Genomic DNA, 14,361 nt, shown 5'->3' with positions numbered 1-14,361 from the left:
TCAGTGACATAAACTCTGGACCGGGGGAGAATGGCCACGGCATTGCTCGACCGGCGCCGGAGGTTCAGATGACCGCAGCTCGTGGACGGACCGGGCGACCTCCGCTGACCGAGGAGCGCAGGACCGCCATGCGGCTGGAGATCGCCCGGGCCGCGGTCGACCTGTTCATCGCCCAGGGCGTCGCCGCGACGACCGGAGAGCAGATCGGGCAGGCGGTCGGCGTCTCCGCACGCACGGTCTGGCGCTACTTCCCGACGAAGGAGAGCTGCGTACGGCCGCTCTTCTCGACGGGTGTCGACGCGATCGCCGCCGCGCTGCGGCAGCGGGGTCCCGGGCAACCCCTGGAGAGGGCCTTCGACCACCTGTGGGCCGCCGACGTCGTCCTTCCGGGCCCGGACGTGGGCGCTCTCGTGCGGCTGACCCGGAACGAACCGGGGTTGCGGGCCGTCTGGCTGCAGACCCATGACGAGGCGGAACCCGTCTTCGCGCGTGCCCTCGCCGAACGGGCCGGGCTGCCCCACGACGATGTACGGCCCGCCATCTGGGCCGCCATGCTCAACGCCGCGCTGCGCGCGGCCGTCGAACACCACGCGTACCGCACGGCCGAGCCCGCCATCGACGCCGCAGCCGCCCGCGCCGAACTCGCCGTGACCCTGCGCACCGCGCTGGCAGCCACGGCGGCCGGCCTCGGCTGAACGCCGTCCGTAACGGCGCGCACTCCTCGAACGAGGTGGTCGACCGGCTCGATTCCTCCGGACGAGTTGCCGTCCAACGGCACCTACGTGGTTGCCGACCATCTCGGTCCGGTTGTCGAGGGGTTTCTGGCCGACAGCATGCCCGGCGTCGTCGCCTGGTCGGACCTGGACCAAGCGGAAGACCACTTGGAGCACGCCACGGCGGAGCCTGAGATCACGCCTTTGCCTATCTGGACCAGCAACGTTGGAACATCACACTGAATGCCCTTGCGCATCCAGGCGGGCGAGGCGGCGGTGGCCGATGAGGATTGCGGCTGTGCCGACGAAGGCGAGGCCGTGTTCGGCCTTGCGTGCGTACCGCCGGTGGAGCCTGCGGCAGCCGGCCAGCCAGGACACGGTCCGCTCGACCACCCAGCGGTGTCGGCCCGGCCGCTGCGAAGATTCGATGCCCTTGCGGGCGATGCGATGGGGCTATGACTACGACCACCTGCGGCGATGGCTGCGTGACCGTGGGCTCCGTCGTTGATGGACCTGCACACCGACGTCCCGTGGATCCTCCAGCTGGCAGAAGCCGCAGGGGTCGACGACCCGGCCCCGACGACTACGGCGTCCCGGTCTCAGCGGTGGCTCGCCACCGGGCCGAACTCTTCGAGCAGCCCGTCTACGACGGCCCCTACGCCAAGGCGGCCGCACCGTTCCGGCATCCCGGCCGCCGCTCACGCTTCGCCAGTGCCGAGACCGCCCTGCGCGGGTCCCCGGTGGCTGGCGAGGGTTCCGCAGTAACCGCCCCGCAGTGTGCGCCGTCGGCGGCCCCACGAAACGGCCGGTGCGTGGGCACCACCCGGCTTGCCCGGGACGGCACCGAGCCTCGTAGGATCGGCGCCATGGTGGCCTTCGTACCGTCGTTCGTCTGCTTCACCCTGTTCTGTGCTGGTGTGGTACAAGACCGCCGCCGAGTGAGCAACGCGGTCCTGCTGGGCCTGTCCGCCGTCTTCGCGGTGCTCGCGCTCCTGCAGCATGTGGCCTCCGAACGGGCCCAACTGGGCCGCGACCTGGCCGTCGTGCTGCTGACCCTGGCGGGCGTGGGGGTCGTCACGCTGGCGTGGTTCCTCATCGCCAACGGGATGACCATGGTTCGCAAGGAGGGCAGGAGCTTGGCGAACCTGCTCTCCCTGGGGGCGGGCATCGCCCTGGTCGCCCTGCTCGCGCTGCTGATCACCGCGCTGGTGCTGCACACGCACACGCTCGTGGTCGTCGCGGCGACGGCGGTGGCACTCGCCGGGTACGTCGCCTTCCTGTTCCTCTGCTTCCTCGTCTACGGAGGCCTGTACGGACGTCTGCGCATCCGGCGCCGGGCGGACTACGTGGTGGTCCTCGGCTCGGGCTTGACCGGCGGCACCACCGTGCCCCCGCTGCTGGCAGGCCGTCTCGACCGGGCCCGGAAGGAACACGCCAGGCTGTCCCGGAAGGGCCGGCGCCCAGTACTGATCACCTCGGGAGGACAGGGGCCCGACGAGAAGCTGCCTGAGTCCCACGCGATGGCCGACTACCTGGTCACCCGCGGTTTCCCCGCCGACCTGATCGAACGCGAGGACCGCTCGACGACCACGGACGAGAACCTGATGTTCAGCAAAGCCCTGATGGAGCGGGCGAATCCGAACTACCGGTGCGTCATAGTCACCAACAACTACCACGTCTTCCGCGCCGCCATCACCGCCCGCCGCACCGGCGTCCGGGGCCACGTGATCGGTGCCCCGACCGCCGCCTACTTCTGGCCGAGCGCCATGATCCGCGAATTCGTGGCCCTCTTGGTCGCCTACCGCCGCACCAACACCGCACTCTTCCTGCTCGTCCTGCTGAGCGGCCTCTTCATCTGGTGGCTGGGGTGGCCCTCGCCAGGGGCCGTCACCTGAAAGTCGAGATCTCTCAGCGACGCAACCGCCGACCCCGTGGACATACGCTGAAACTGCCGACTCCGAAAAGCCGGAACACCACCCGGGTCTGCAGCGGTACGACATCGTCCAGCGAGAAGCCGCCTGCGACCTGCGGGCGAGGGATCACCGACGCCGGCCCCCACGACATACGAGCCTGATGCACCGCGCTGACACGAGCGGACGGGGTGTCCACTCCCGCGAAACCTGGGCCGGGCAGCCCGCGCACCAGGCCCAACCGTGTGCGGGCCGACAAGACGTACGCCCCCGGAAGAACCGTGCTTACATGCGGCGGCGCGGGATCCGCTGCACCATCCCGGACAAGGCCGGCCAGGCCGGCAACCGAAACGCGGTTCGCACGGTGGCCGGCCGCCGAAGTCCGACCCGCAGGACTACAAGGCTCGGCACGTGGTCGACTGCGGCATGAAGCGCCTCAAGAGACACCGGGCCGTGGCCACGAGGTACGACAAGCTCGTAACCGCCCTGGACGAGCAGACCGTCACCGTCCGAATGCTCTGAACTGGGTTCGATACCGCTGCCGGCGCTCCCGCCGTAGCCCCACGTTAGTGTCTGGGGTATCTCGATTCCTTGGAGCATCCGTGCACAACGATGGAAGGGCTCATGGGGACCAGCGCTCAACGCGTCATTCCGGTCCGGCGGTGGTGAGCCGAGAAGCCGAGACCGCAGAAATCATCCGGCGTGTGGGCACCGACCGGTCCCACAGCGACGTTCTGATCGTCACGGGTGACCCCGGTGCCGGAAAAAGCACGCTGCTCGACCTCGCGGCCGATCGCGCACGGGGCGCGGGTGGCCGAGTGCTGCGGGCGGTGGGGAGCGGATCCGAGGCGCACCTCGGATTCGCCGGTCTTCACCAGTTGTTGCGCCCGGTACTCGCTGAAGCGCAGGGACTGCCGTCGCGGCAGCGCTCCGCGCTCCGAGCCGTCCTGGGGCTCGAAGAGTGTGCGGAGACTCCCGACGCAATGCTCGTCGGTCTGGCGGTCCTGACCTTGTTGTCGGAACTGGCGGAAACCGCCCCGCTGCTGGTGGTGGTCGACGACGCCCAGTGGATCGACCGCGCATCACTGGACGTTCTCGCGTTCGTGGCGCGACGCATGGACAGCGAGCCTGTCACGCTGCTGGTCGGAGTCCGCACCGCGGCCGCCCTGCCTGGATTCGACAAGGGATACGAGCGCCTCGAACTCGGCCCGCTGGACGCTGAGGCGGCCAACCTCCTGCTGGACCGGCAACCCACGCCGCCCACCGGCCGAGCCCGGGAGCGGATCCTCCAGGAGGCGGCCGGCAACCCGCTGGCCCTGGTGGAACTGACCCACGCCACCGCGATCCGGCACCCCGAGGGCAGTGGCGTGCAGGGCCCGCTGCCGGTCACCGACCGACTGGAGCAGATCTTCGCGGGGCACACGGCGGACCTGCCGGAACCGACCCGCCGCGTCCTGCTGCTGCTCGCAGCCGCCGACGCGGCGGACGCTCGGGCGGTGGCCGTGGGACTCCCCGAGGCGGACGACGAGGCATGGACACCCGCGGACCGGGCCGGTCTCGTACGCCAGAACGGATCCCGGATCTCCTTCCGCCACCCGCTCATCCGCTCCGCCGTCTACCATGCCGCGTCGTTCGAGGAGCGCCGCCGGGCCCACCTCGCTCTCGCGGAGTTGCTGCGCGAGGAGCCCGACCGCCGCGCCTGGCACCTCGCCGCCGCGACCGTACGCCCCGACCAGGACGTGTCGGCCGCACTGCAGCAGACGGCCGACCGGGCCCTGCGCCGGGGTGGTTTCGCGGCCGCGGCCGCGGCCCAGGAGCGTGCCGCGGAACTCAGCCCGCGCCGCGAGGACCGGGCGCGTCTTCTGACCGAAGCCGCCACCACCGCCGTCTTCACCGGCCAACTCGGCTGGGTGGAACAACTGGCCGCCGCAGTCCGCCAGTGCACCGACGACCAGGCACTGCTGGGCAAAGCCGCGCTGGCCACCGGACAGCTCATGTCCCTGGGCTCCCCTCACACAGCAGCCTTCGCTCTGCTCAAGCGTGTTGCCGACGAGGCGAGGGAAGCCCGGTCGTCCCTCGTTCTCGACGCGTTGGCCGCGGCGGCGGTGGTCTGCTACTACTCGGGCGAGGAGTCCCAACAGCGGCAGATCCAGAGCCTGCTCTCCCGCATGCCCGACGATGCCGCCTCAGCGGCGCTGCGCGCCTGGGTCCTGGCCGTCTCCGACCCCAGCGGCGCAGGAGCCGTCCTCACACCGGCCCTGCCCGGGCTCATCGCCAAGGCCAGGGGCGACGCCAGTCGCCTGACCATGCTGGCCATCGTCGCCTGGCTGCTCGACCAGACCACCCTCGCCGCCAGGACCTTCGGCGAGGCGTTCGACCAGTGGCAGGCCCGTGGATGGCTCCCGGACGGACTGGGATGCGCGATCGGCTGGACCCGCCTGGAGCAGGGCCGATGGGCCGAGGCCCGCTCGGTGGCGACTGACATCGCGGCCATGGCATCGTCGGCCGGACTCGACCATGCCGAGGCATGTGCTCACGCACTCGATGCCACGGTGGTCGCTCTGCGGGGCGATCCGGCCACCGCACGCCGGCTCGTCGAACGAACCCTGGCTCTCGTCGATCCACTGGAGAGCCGCTCCGTCGCGGTCTTCGCGCGTCGGGCCCTGGGGATGGCGGCCGTGGCCGAGGGCGACTACGACACCGCGTACACGCAGTTCCGCTCCGCGTTCACCGATGACGGCGATCCGGTCCACTACCACGTCTCCTACACCCTCCTGGCCGAACTGGCGGCGGCAGCCGCCCGCCGAGGACGACAGGAGCACGCGGCAGAGCTCCTGGAACGGTCGGCGCGGCGCCTCGGTACAGGCACGTCGGCACGGGTGAGGGCACTGATCGACCGGGGCCGCGCCCTGCTGGCGGAACCCGAGCACGCGGAGCTGTTCTTCCGCGCAGCGCTCAAGGAACCCGCAGGTGAGCAGTGGCCGTTCGAACGGGCGCAGACACAGCTCGACTACGGGGAATGGCTTCGGCGGCAGCGCCGTATCGCCGAGGCCCGTCCGCTGCTGAGCTCCGCCCTCGAAACCTTCCAGCGGCTGGGCGCGCGGCCGTGGGGCGAGCGGGCAAAGGCAGAACTTCGCGCCGCCGGAATCGAGGCCGGCGATGTCGTACCCACTGCCTTCGCGGAACTCAGCCCCCAGCAGCAGCAGATCGTCCGACTGGCGGCCCGAGGCCTGACGAATCGTGAGATCGGGGGAAAGCTGTTCCTCTCACCGCGTACGGTCGGTTCTCACCTCTACCGGGTGTTCCCCAAGCTCGGCATCACCGCCCGCTCACAGCTCCGCGACGTGGTCGAAAGCATCCTGTCGGGCACGGGCGTCCAGGGTTGAGTGCCGTTTGCCCGCAATTGTGGACACTCGATGCCTACGCTGTGAGGGCGTGTTCGTGCTCGTGTCGCTGCCGGGTCTCCAGCGGGGTGAGGTAGCCCCACACCGGATGCCTCCGCAGCCGCTTGCGGTGCTGGAAGGTCTCGATGAAGGTGAGAATCCCAGCGCGGGTCGTGGTCCGGTCAGGCCAGCGGCAGCTGCCGAAGCCGCGGCAGGGCGTGTTCCACCCGCGCTGGTGCCCGTGGATGGACGGCGCCCTCTGCTTCCGGTGGTGGGCTGAGATGGTTCTGGCCTCGTCGTGTCGCCTGCAGCAGCACATCAGTCGCCTCGACGCGACCTTGACCGCGCTGGTGCGAGCTGCGGACCCGCTCGTCCCGGACCCCGGCCGCACCACCATGGTCCCGCCCGAGCGCGTTGACATCCCGTCGCCGCACGGGCCGGTCCCGGTTGTCGCGGTGCGCTGCGTCGATCCCGAGGGCCACGGCAACGCCCAAGCCGTCTGACACCCGCCGGAACGCATCACGGGGCGACCGCACACCCTTGCATTTTGCTGATTTGCAGGCATCAAAGCCGTCGGTGTGCAAGGCAGGGACAGCCACCGCACACGACACGGCCGACAAGCGGGCATACGGATGCGGCTGCCGTCTCGTGAACGCGGTGAGGTAGCCACGCGCTCACCCACAAGACATCCGGGAACGGAACTGGAAACGGGGAGCCGCCTCGCCTCTCACCTGGTCCAAGAAGAAGTGAAGTCCCTGTTCAGAGCCGTACACACCGGTGCAGTCATGTGACGGATACCGCGCCCGCTGAAGTCGCTCGTACGGTGGGGTAAACCCTAGGGACTCCAAGGAATTCACATGGAAAAGATCACGCTCGGCAACGTCTCCATCACCCGCGTCTGGGAATATTACGGGTCCGTCGAAATGGAGCCCCACGTCTTCTTCCCGGAAAGCTCGCAGGAAGTCTGGAAGGACGGCGTCCACTGGCTGGCCCCGCATTTCCTGGACTCCGAGACCAACATCGTGAATTCCGCGATCCAGACCTGGCTGCTGCGCAGCGGAGGCAGGACCATCCTCGTCGACACCGGTGTGGGCAACCACAAGGAGCGCCCGTACGCGCCGGTCTGGAGCCACCTGGAGACGGACTTCCTGGCCAACCTCGCCCGGGCAGGTGTCCAGCCCGAGGACGTGGACATCGTGATCAACACGCATCTGCACATCGATCACGTCGGCTGGAACACATATCTCGACGGGCGGAGTTGGGTTCCCACCTTTCCCAACGCCACCTATCTGATGCCGAAGGACGACTTCGACTTCTGGAACCCGGCAAACGGCCACGAGCCGCTGCCCGGGCGCGGCAACCAGAATGTCTTCGAGGACAGCGTGGCCCCGGTGCACCAGGCCGGCCAGACGCTGCTGTGGGAGAACAGCCATCAAATCGACGCCGACCTGCGCCTGGACGCGGCTCCCGGACACACCCCCGGCTCCTCCGTGCTGACCCTCAGCTCCGGGACGGACCGCGCCGTGTTCGTGGGTGACCTGCTGCACAACCCGGTGCAGATCGTCGAGCCGGACGCCAACAGCTGCTTCTGCGAGGACCCCGCGGGCGCCCGCGCCACCCGCCGCAAGGTGCTGGGCTGGGCGGCCGACAACAACGCGCTCCTGATCCCCGCGCACCTGGGTGGTCACGGTGCCGCCGAGATCGCGCGTAACGGCAACACGTTCGACATCAAGGGCTGGGCGCCCTTCGCCCCGTACTCCGAGCAGGGCTGACGTCCCGGAAAGGCATAGCTGTGAACCACGAACCCGAGCCCGTCGTCACCACCGCACAGGGAGCCGTCCGCGGTCTCCGTCAGGACAACGGCACCACCACCTTCCTGAACATCCCCTACGCCGCTCCTCCGATGGGCGCAGGCCGGTTCGCCCCGCCGCAGCCGCACGAGCCCTGGAGCGGCGTACGGGACGCCACCGCGCCCGGCCCCAACGCCCCGCAGCCCGAGCGGAAGCTCGGCAGCATCGACATGACCCCCTACTTCGGCGCCGGCTGGAGCCGTGGCGAGGACTACCTCACCGTCAACGTCTTCCAGCCCACCACCGCGGACAGCGGTCTGCCCGTGATGGTGTTCGTCCACGGCGGCGGGTTCGTCGCCGGATCGACGCGGTCCGCGCTGTACGACGGTTCCGCCTTCGCCCGCGACGGCGTCGTCCTGGTCACACTCAACTACCGGCTGGGCATCGCCGGGTTCCTCGACATCCCCGGGGCGCCCGCCAACCGTGGCCTGCTCGATGTCGTCGCGGCGCTGCGCTGGGTACGGGAGAACATCGCCGCCTTCGGCGGTGACCCGGACGACGTCACCCTCTTCGGCCAGTCGGCCGGGGCGACCGTCGTCGGCGGCATCCTCGCCACCCCTGAGGCCGCGGGCCTCTTCCGCCGGGCGATCGTGCAGAGCGGCAGCGGTCTGGGGGCGTTCACCTCCGAGCAGGCCGCCCGTGTCACCAAGGCCGTGGCCGAGGAACTGGGCATCGAGCCGCATACCGACGCCTTCGCGGACATCTCCGACGAGCGCCTGGTGGAGGCCGCCTCCCGGCTCGCGGGCATCGACCTGCAGACCGGGACACACCACGATCCGCTGATCGGCCTCAGCCCCTTCAGCCTGGTGCTCGACACACAGCCTGCCGTCTCCGTCGGCGCCGGCCTGAGCGCCGATGTCGACCTGCTCATCGGGACCAACACCGAGGAGGGAAATCTCTACCTGGTCCCGGTGGAGAAGTACGCCACCTCGACCGCCGGCGATGTCGACGATACGGCGGCGCGCTCGCACCCACAGCCCGCCCAGCTTGTGGAGACGTACCGCACCACCCGCCCCGAGGCGTCCTTCGGCGAGCTGCGGTCGGCCATCATGGGCGACGCGCTGTTCGGAGCGGGCAGCTGGGCCCTGGCCGGCGCACATGCCGCCCACCCCCAGTCCGCCACGTTCAGCTACGAGTTCGCCTGGCGCTCCCAGGCCCTGAGCGGAGACCTCGGCGCCACCCACACGATGGAACTCCCCTTCGTCTTCGACAACACCGAACTCCCGCAGCTGGCGGGTGAGGGCGCCCTGCTCGGCCCCGACAAGCCCCCCGGGGACCTCGCCACCCGCACACACGAGGCCTGGATCCGCTTCGCCAGGACCGGCAACCCCGGCTGGGACCAGTACGACACCACACGCCGGACCACGATGCACATCGACGCCGAGTGGACCCAGGTCGACGACCCCCGCAGCCAGGAGCGACGGGCCTGGGCCTGACCCCGTCGCACAGATCGCTCTGTGAGCCCTTCCGACAAGGACACACCATGAAAGCCGTCATCACCACCGAGAACGCACCCACTCCGGCAGCCCCGCTGTCCCAGGGCATCAGCAAGGGCCCGATCCTTCAGGTTCCCGGGCAACTCCCGTTCGACCCGGCCACCGGCGCGGTCGTCGGCACCACGGTCGCCGAGCAGACCACGCAGACCCAGCGCGACGTCATCGCCGTCCTCAAGGCGGCCGGCGCCGGACCGAAGGACGTCGTGATGCTCCGCGCTTACCTCACCGACCCCGCCCACCTGCCGGAGCCGAACGAGGCGTACACGGCGGCCGTCGGCGAACCGTTCCCCGCCCGCACCACCGTCTCCATGCAGCTCCCTCCGGGACTGCTCGTGGAGATCGACGCCCTGGCAGTCCTGGACGACTGACTCGACTGCAGGGCGCGGCCGGTCCGGCGCGGCCCCCGGGACCGCGCCAGACCGGGCTCCATCCCTGAAGATGGAGGGGGACACGATGGATGATCGCCCGTCGAGAGCGTGCGTCGACCTGAGGGTTGCACCGGTGAAACTGCTGGACGCCTGGTGCTCCCAGTCGGGGCGCCCTGCACCGCCCTCCGGTCCTCGTCCGGCACGGCGCGTCTACGGGCGCGTACTTCACGCAGCGACCTCGCTGCCGCTGGGCGCGCTGCAACCTGGCGACGTGAGCGCGGCCACCGAGGTGCGCGCCGGCCTCCCGAACGCCCACGTCCCGCCGCTGTCGGACGCGATCGCACGTTGCATCCAGCACACGGTCGACGACCTGCGGCCCGCCGACCTGTGGACGCCGGCACGCTGTACCGCCATGACTCGCGACGACCTCGCGTGGGGCGTCACCGCATCTCTGGCGGGAGAACGCCACGAGCAGCCGGACTTTCTGGACGACATCGCCGCGCAGGCCACGGCTCCTGCTACGCATCCACACTGTTCGGACAGGCCGTGAGTGCCGTAGGCATCATCCACAAACGCACCCGGCCCTACCGTCCGCAAACGAACGGCAAGGGGGAGCGCCTGGATCGCACCCTGCTCGACGAATGGGCGTACGTGCGCCCGTACTCCAGCCAGGCTGAACGCACCGAAGCTCTGGCGGATCTCCTGCACACCGGGCGCTCCTGCCTCCGATCCGGCCGACACCGCGGAGGTGCGGCTGCTGACGGCGCTCGCCGCCATGGTGGACCGTCTCGGGCCGGCCGGGGTCGACGCCGCCCGCAGTACCCTGGCCGAGTCGGCCCGGGCCGCCGCCGGGGGCGGGCCTGGACGACGTGGAGCCCCTGTTGTCGCCGGCCCTGGCCCAGCCGCGCGGGACCTGGCCGACCGCCGGCTGGTTCCTGCGTCTCCGGCAGTGTTGAACGCCCCGCGATCGTGCCCACGGTACCGGCGCTCTGGGCACGGCAACGCATCCGCCAACGGTTGAAGTAGTCCTGAAGCTCCCGGGGCGTGCCCCAGGACCTGCAAGCGCAGGCTTTGGTGGCGGTGTTCACCGGAGTGCTTCGGGTCAGGCGGCCCTTCCGGTGCGACGCGGGGGATGCGAGTGCCGTCGATCACCGGTCGGGAGCGGTGCGGCGTTCCAGCCGGGACAGAGAAGCAGGAAAAAGAATACGTACCAGAGGCGGCAGTTCAGTCCGCGAATGCGGCGACATACGACGCCACGCACGGCTCCGGAGTGGCCAGTGAGGTGACGACGTGGCCGTCGACGGTCACCGGCGGGTCGAGCGGCCTCTGGAGCAGCCGCTCGGAGCGGGACACGTCGAGCTGCTCGGCAGCCATCAGAGTCCAGCCCTCGAGATGCCGGCCGACCTCGAACAGTACGTTGAGCATGTCCCCGGCCGGTGGCCGCAGCGGGACCACCGGCACGGCGGCGAGGATCGCGTCATGCATGGGCGGGTCACTTTCGCGGGCGGGAAGCCGCAGACCGTACGGGTCGAGGTCGTGCAGGCTGACCACGGCCTTGTCGGCGGCCGGGTGTTCACGCGGGAGCACCGCGTGCAGCGGCTCGGACCAGGCGCGCACCACCGTCACCGCCGCGGAGGTGAGTGTGCCCCGCACCAGCGCCAGGTCCAGCTCACCGTCGCGGACGGCGTCGAGTCGCGCGGCCACCGGCAGGTCGACCAGTCTCGGCTCGGCGGGGCGTTCGCCGGCGCTCAGGCGGCCCACCGCACGGTCGAGCCGTCGGGTGACGCAGGACGCCACACCGATCCGCAGGACGGCCGCCGGTTCTCCGGCAACCACCCGCACCCGGGCCGCCGCAGCGAGGGTCCTACGGGCCGCGGCGAGCACTCGCTCGCCGGCCGGGGTGAGCCGTACCCGGCGCGAGGTGCGATCAAGCAGGCGTACGCCGAGCTCGCGTTCGAGCCTGGCGATCTGCTGGCTGACCGCCGGCTGCACTATGCCCAGCCGTTGCGCAGCGCGCCCGAAATGCAGCTCCTCGGCCACGGCCACAAAGTACTGCAGCGCTCTCAGTTCCATCTGCCTGATCTATCACATGATGTGATTGCTGCCGAGCGTTTCTGATCATTGTTCGCACCGGCCAATCCGGCTGTGATGGGTAGGAGCCCGCCGGATGCCGCGACGCGGGGACACGCGAACGGAGAACAGAGTGAGCACAACAACCCTCGGCGTCATCGGCACCGGCATGGTCGGCCTCGGGGCCGCCCGCCGCGCCGTCGACGCCGGTCTGAACGTCGTCCTGAGCAATTCACGCGGCCCAGAGACCCTGGCCGGTCTCGTCGCGGAGCTGGGCGAGCGGGCCCGCGCGGCCACCCCGGCCGAAGCGGCGAGCGCCGGTGATTTCGTCCTCGCCTCCGTGCCACTGGCCGCCTACGAGAAACTGCCTCGAGCCGAGCTGGCCGGCAAGATTGTGATCGACCCGATGAACTACGCGCCCCATGCCGACTTCGAGATACCGGTACTCGACAGTGACGAGCTGACCTCCAGCGAAATGGTGCAGCGCCACCTCGAGGGCGCCCGAGTGGTGAAGGCCTTGCACAACATCGGCCCCAAGCAGCTGATGGAGCTGTTCCGCCCGACCGGAGCCTCCGACCGTACCGCGCTGCCGCTTTCCGGCGACGCCCCGGACGCCAAGAAGGAGGTGGCCGACCTGCTGGACGACCTCGGGTTTGATGCGGTGGACCTCGGTACGCTGGCCGACAGCTGGCGCAGCGAACCCAACAGCCCTCTGTACGCGCTCCCGTACGTGGGACAGCCGCCGTCCGGCCTCACCGTCAGGGAGTTCGTGGCTTGGGTCCAGCAGGCGCCCGGTGTACCCGTACCCGCCGCCCGGGTCAACGAACTCGCCGCCGCTGCGGTGCGGGGGCCGGCGGGTTTCCGAATGTAGCAGCGGCTTGGGTTCGGGCTCTGTCGTATCGGCGGCTCTGGCCGGCCGCGGCCCGGACGGCCGACTGTGACCGCTGCCTGGCGCGGGAGTCACGTCGGTGGCGGCGGAAGCAGGCCCACGCGAACAGGGCGAAGCCGTCGCCGTCACGGCGGACCTCGGCTCCACCGTGCCCCAGCAGCAGCGTCGCGGGCGATGTGGGCCGACGCCGGTCCATGTGGCGGCCGACGCCGGTCGAGACCGGCTCGGCCGCTGCCTCGGGCACGGCGCCGGTCAGGCCGTCGAGGTGCTTGACGGCCTCCACGTGATGGAGCGGTCGGGGTCGGGGGATTGCAGGTAGCGCCGCAGCAGGTCGGCGTCGAGGCCCTGACGCTGGAGGTAGGAGGCGAGGGTGCCGACTAGGCTTCTCCGGCCGATCATGCCGCTCGCTATGGTGACGTCGGGGGAGGGGCCGGATGCGTGCAGTGGGGTTGAGTCGGGCGGAAGCGGTCGCGCTCGTGCAGCGGATCATTGAAGCGGACTACGTCTCCGAAGATGAGGTGAACGACTGGCTCGACAGGCTCGACAGAGCTCTGGCCTGTCCGTCCGGTCACGTCAACGACCTGATCTTTTGGCCGCTGGAGCGGGAGTTGTCGGCCGAGGAAGTGGTCGACCTGGCCTTGGCGTACCGGCCCATTGCCTTGTGACGCCGGTGCTCAGCTGCGGAGCCAGATCATGATGGCTGCCGCGGTGGCGGTACCGAGGAAGACGTGGCCGCGTTTGTCGTAGCGAGTGGCGACTGCGCGGTGCTGCTTCAAGCGGTTGATCGCCCGTTCGACCGTGTTGCGTCTCTTGTACCGCTCCTCGTTGGAGCCGGGTGGCCGTCCGCCGCGTGAGCCTTTGCGTAGGCGGGCGGCCCGGCTGTCGGTCTTCTCCGGCATCGTGTGTCGGGTACCCCGCCCGCGTAGGTACTCGCGGACGGGGCGTTGCTGTAGGCCTTGGCCGCCGAGACGCTGCCCGGCTTCGAGCGGGGCCTGCCTGGCCCGAGCCGGGGGACGCGGATCTTTCTCCAGCACCGGCTTGAACTGCTGCCGGTCAGACGGCGGATCGCCGAGCGGCTCACAAAGACGGTCATGCCAGAGGTGTGGGTGATCGACGACGTGTCGTTCCCCAAGTGCGGGCAGGCGTCGGCCGGCATGGCCCGGCAGTGCTGCGGTGCGCTCGGCAAGGGGGCAAACTGTCAGGTCGCGGTCAGCGTCCATGCCGCCACCGACACCGTCTCATGCCCGCTGAACTGGCAGTTGTATCTGCCGCGGAAGTGGACGGGCGAGCCGGATCGCTGCCGCCGCGCAGGAGTCCCCGACGACGTCGTCCACGGGGGGCTCCGTCACCGGCCGGGAAAGGGCCGGGGCACGGTGCAGGAGCCGAGGGCGGGCGGCAAGCTGTCGCCGACCTACTGGAGGCCTACGGTCTGTTGCGGGCCGTGAGGGGTCTCGCTGCGCCGCTGGGGGCGTTTACGCGGGTGGAGTGTGGTCATGGCAGTGCCGTTCTTGCAGCCGGTCCCACGATTCGGCGCCCTCGGGCGGCCGGGGGCCACCGCGGGGCGCTGTGAGTGACGCGGTGCGTCTAACTGGCTCTAACAAAAGCTGCTGATCATGAGACTCTCGGCCTGCTGTCTCGTAAGTCTGGTTATGGGAAACCGTCAGTCGCGGCCGTGGATCGTG

Annotated in this window: 12 protein-coding genes and 5 pseudogenes; 13 read left to right on the top strand and 4 right to left on the bottom strand. The window is 70.1% G+C overall.

The genetic code is table 11. The features are described 5' to 3' along the window. Positions 1-68: 68 nt before the first annotated feature. Positions 69-695: a TetR family transcriptional regulator gene (locus ACGF5T_RS16855; protein WP_366767011.1), complete on the top strand. Its 627-nt coding sequence runs from the start codon at positions 69-71 to the stop codon at positions 693-695. 252 nt (positions 696-947) lie between these two features. On the opposite strand, the pseudogene ACGF5T_RS16850 reads toward ACGF5T_RS16855, so the two are convergent. Beyond that, a pseudogene (locus tag ACGF5T_RS16850) lies at positions 948-1,160 on the bottom strand (IS5/IS1182 family transposase); the annotation flags it as partial. A 60-nt stretch (positions 1,161-1,220) separates the two neighbouring features. Between ACGF5T_RS16850 and ACGF5T_RS16845 the strand changes: the two are divergent. The 9 genes and pseudogenes from ACGF5T_RS16845 to ACGF5T_RS16805 all read left to right on the top strand — a co-directional run. Next, positions 1,221-1,408 (top strand): annotated as a pseudogene (locus tag ACGF5T_RS16845) (fic family toxin-antitoxin system, toxin component); the annotation flags it as partial. Between the two features lie 171 nt (positions 1,409-1,579). Continuing rightward, positions 1,580-2,608 carry a YdcF family protein gene (locus ACGF5T_RS16840; protein WP_366767089.1) on the top strand — a complete coding sequence of 343 codons (1,029 nt, stop codon included), beginning with the start codon at positions 1,580-1,582 and terminating at the stop codon, positions 2,606-2,608. 617 nt (positions 2,609-3,225) lie between these two features. Then, positions 3,226-6,009 carry an AAA family ATPase gene (locus ACGF5T_RS16835; protein WP_366767010.1) on the top strand — a complete coding sequence of 928 codons (2,784 nt, stop codon included), beginning with the start codon at positions 3,226-3,228 and terminating at the stop codon, positions 6,007-6,009. 242 nt (positions 6,010-6,251) lie between these two features. Continuing rightward, entirely contained in the window at positions 6,252-6,509 is a 258-nt protein-coding gene (locus tag ACGF5T_RS16830) for a hypothetical protein (RefSeq protein ID WP_392888245.1), read from the top strand. 354 nt (positions 6,510-6,863) lie between these two features. Next, on the top strand, positions 6,864-7,778 hold the full coding sequence (locus ACGF5T_RS16825; RefSeq protein ID WP_356609905.1) for an MBL fold metallo-hydrolase: 915 nt from the start codon (positions 6,864-6,866) through the stop codon (positions 7,776-7,778). Between the two features lie 20 nt (positions 7,779-7,798). Further along, entirely contained in the window at positions 7,799-9,292 is a 1,494-nt protein-coding gene (locus tag ACGF5T_RS16820; protein WP_366767009.1) for a carboxylesterase family protein, read from the top strand. Between the two features lie 47 nt (positions 9,293-9,339). After that, positions 9,340-9,720 carry a Rid family hydrolase gene (locus ACGF5T_RS16815; protein ID WP_366767008.1) on the top strand — a complete coding sequence of 127 codons (381 nt, stop codon included), beginning with the start codon at positions 9,340-9,342 and terminating at the stop codon, positions 9,718-9,720. A 271-nt stretch (positions 9,721-9,991) separates the two neighbouring features. After that, complete coding sequence (locus tag ACGF5T_RS16810) at positions 9,992-10,270, top strand: hypothetical protein (protein WP_366767094.1); 279 nt, start codon at positions 9,992-9,994, stop codon at positions 10,268-10,270. Next, positions 10,198-10,485: pseudogene (locus tag ACGF5T_RS16805) on the top strand (integrase core domain-containing protein); the annotation flags it as partial. The gene ACGF5T_RS16810 and the pseudogene ACGF5T_RS16805, both read left to right, overlap by 73 nt. Positions 10,486-10,944: 459 nt before the next feature. Here ACGF5T_RS16805 and ACGF5T_RS16800 read toward each other — a convergent pair. Beyond that, positions 10,945-11,793 carry a LysR family transcriptional regulator gene (locus ACGF5T_RS16800; RefSeq protein ID WP_366767007.1) on the bottom strand — a complete coding sequence of 283 codons (849 nt, stop codon included), beginning with the start codon at positions 11,791-11,793 and terminating at the stop codon, positions 10,945-10,947. 130 nt (positions 11,794-11,923) lie between these two features. On the opposite strand from ACGF5T_RS16800, the gene ACGF5T_RS16795 reads away from it, so the two are divergent. Continuing rightward, complete coding sequence (locus ACGF5T_RS16795; protein WP_366767006.1) at positions 11,924-12,661, top strand: NAD(P)-binding domain-containing protein; 738 nt, start codon at positions 11,924-11,926, stop codon at positions 12,659-12,661. 270 nt (positions 12,662-12,931) lie between these two features. Here ACGF5T_RS16795 and ACGF5T_RS16790 read toward each other — a convergent pair whose 3' ends face one another. Next, positions 12,932-13,078 carry a hypothetical protein gene (locus ACGF5T_RS16790; RefSeq protein ID WP_366767005.1) on the bottom strand — a complete coding sequence of 49 codons (147 nt, stop codon included), beginning with the start codon at positions 13,076-13,078 and terminating at the stop codon, positions 12,932-12,934. A 35-nt stretch (positions 13,079-13,113) separates the two neighbouring features. On the opposite strand from ACGF5T_RS16790, the gene ACGF5T_RS16785 reads away from it, so the two are divergent. Next, the gene (locus ACGF5T_RS16785) at positions 13,114-13,344 is read left to right on the top strand and encodes an e9imm peptide (RefSeq protein WP_356609895.1); all 231 of its coding nucleotides are present in this window, start codon (positions 13,114-13,116) and stop codon (positions 13,342-13,344) included. A gap of 9 nt (positions 13,345-13,353) precedes the next feature. Here the strand turns inward: ACGF5T_RS16785 and ACGF5T_RS16780 are convergent. Then, positions 13,354-13,703 (bottom strand): annotated as a pseudogene (locus ACGF5T_RS16780) (IS5/IS1182 family transposase); the annotation flags it as partial. Between the two features lie 22 nt (positions 13,704-13,725). On the opposite strand from ACGF5T_RS16780, the pseudogene ACGF5T_RS16775 reads away from it, so the two are divergent. Further along, a pseudogene (locus ACGF5T_RS16775) lies at positions 13,726-14,013 on the top strand (transposase); the annotation flags it as partial. Positions 14,014-14,361: the final 348 nt, after the last annotated feature.

The sequence above is a fragment of the Streptomyces sp. NPDC047853 genome (assembly GCF_043204535.1).
Taxonomy (GTDB): Bacteria; Actinomycetota; Actinomycetes; order Streptomycetales; family Streptomycetaceae; genus Streptomyces.
Note: the sequence above shows the minus strand (reverse complement) of the source record. Positions and strands in the feature narration are given on the sequence as shown.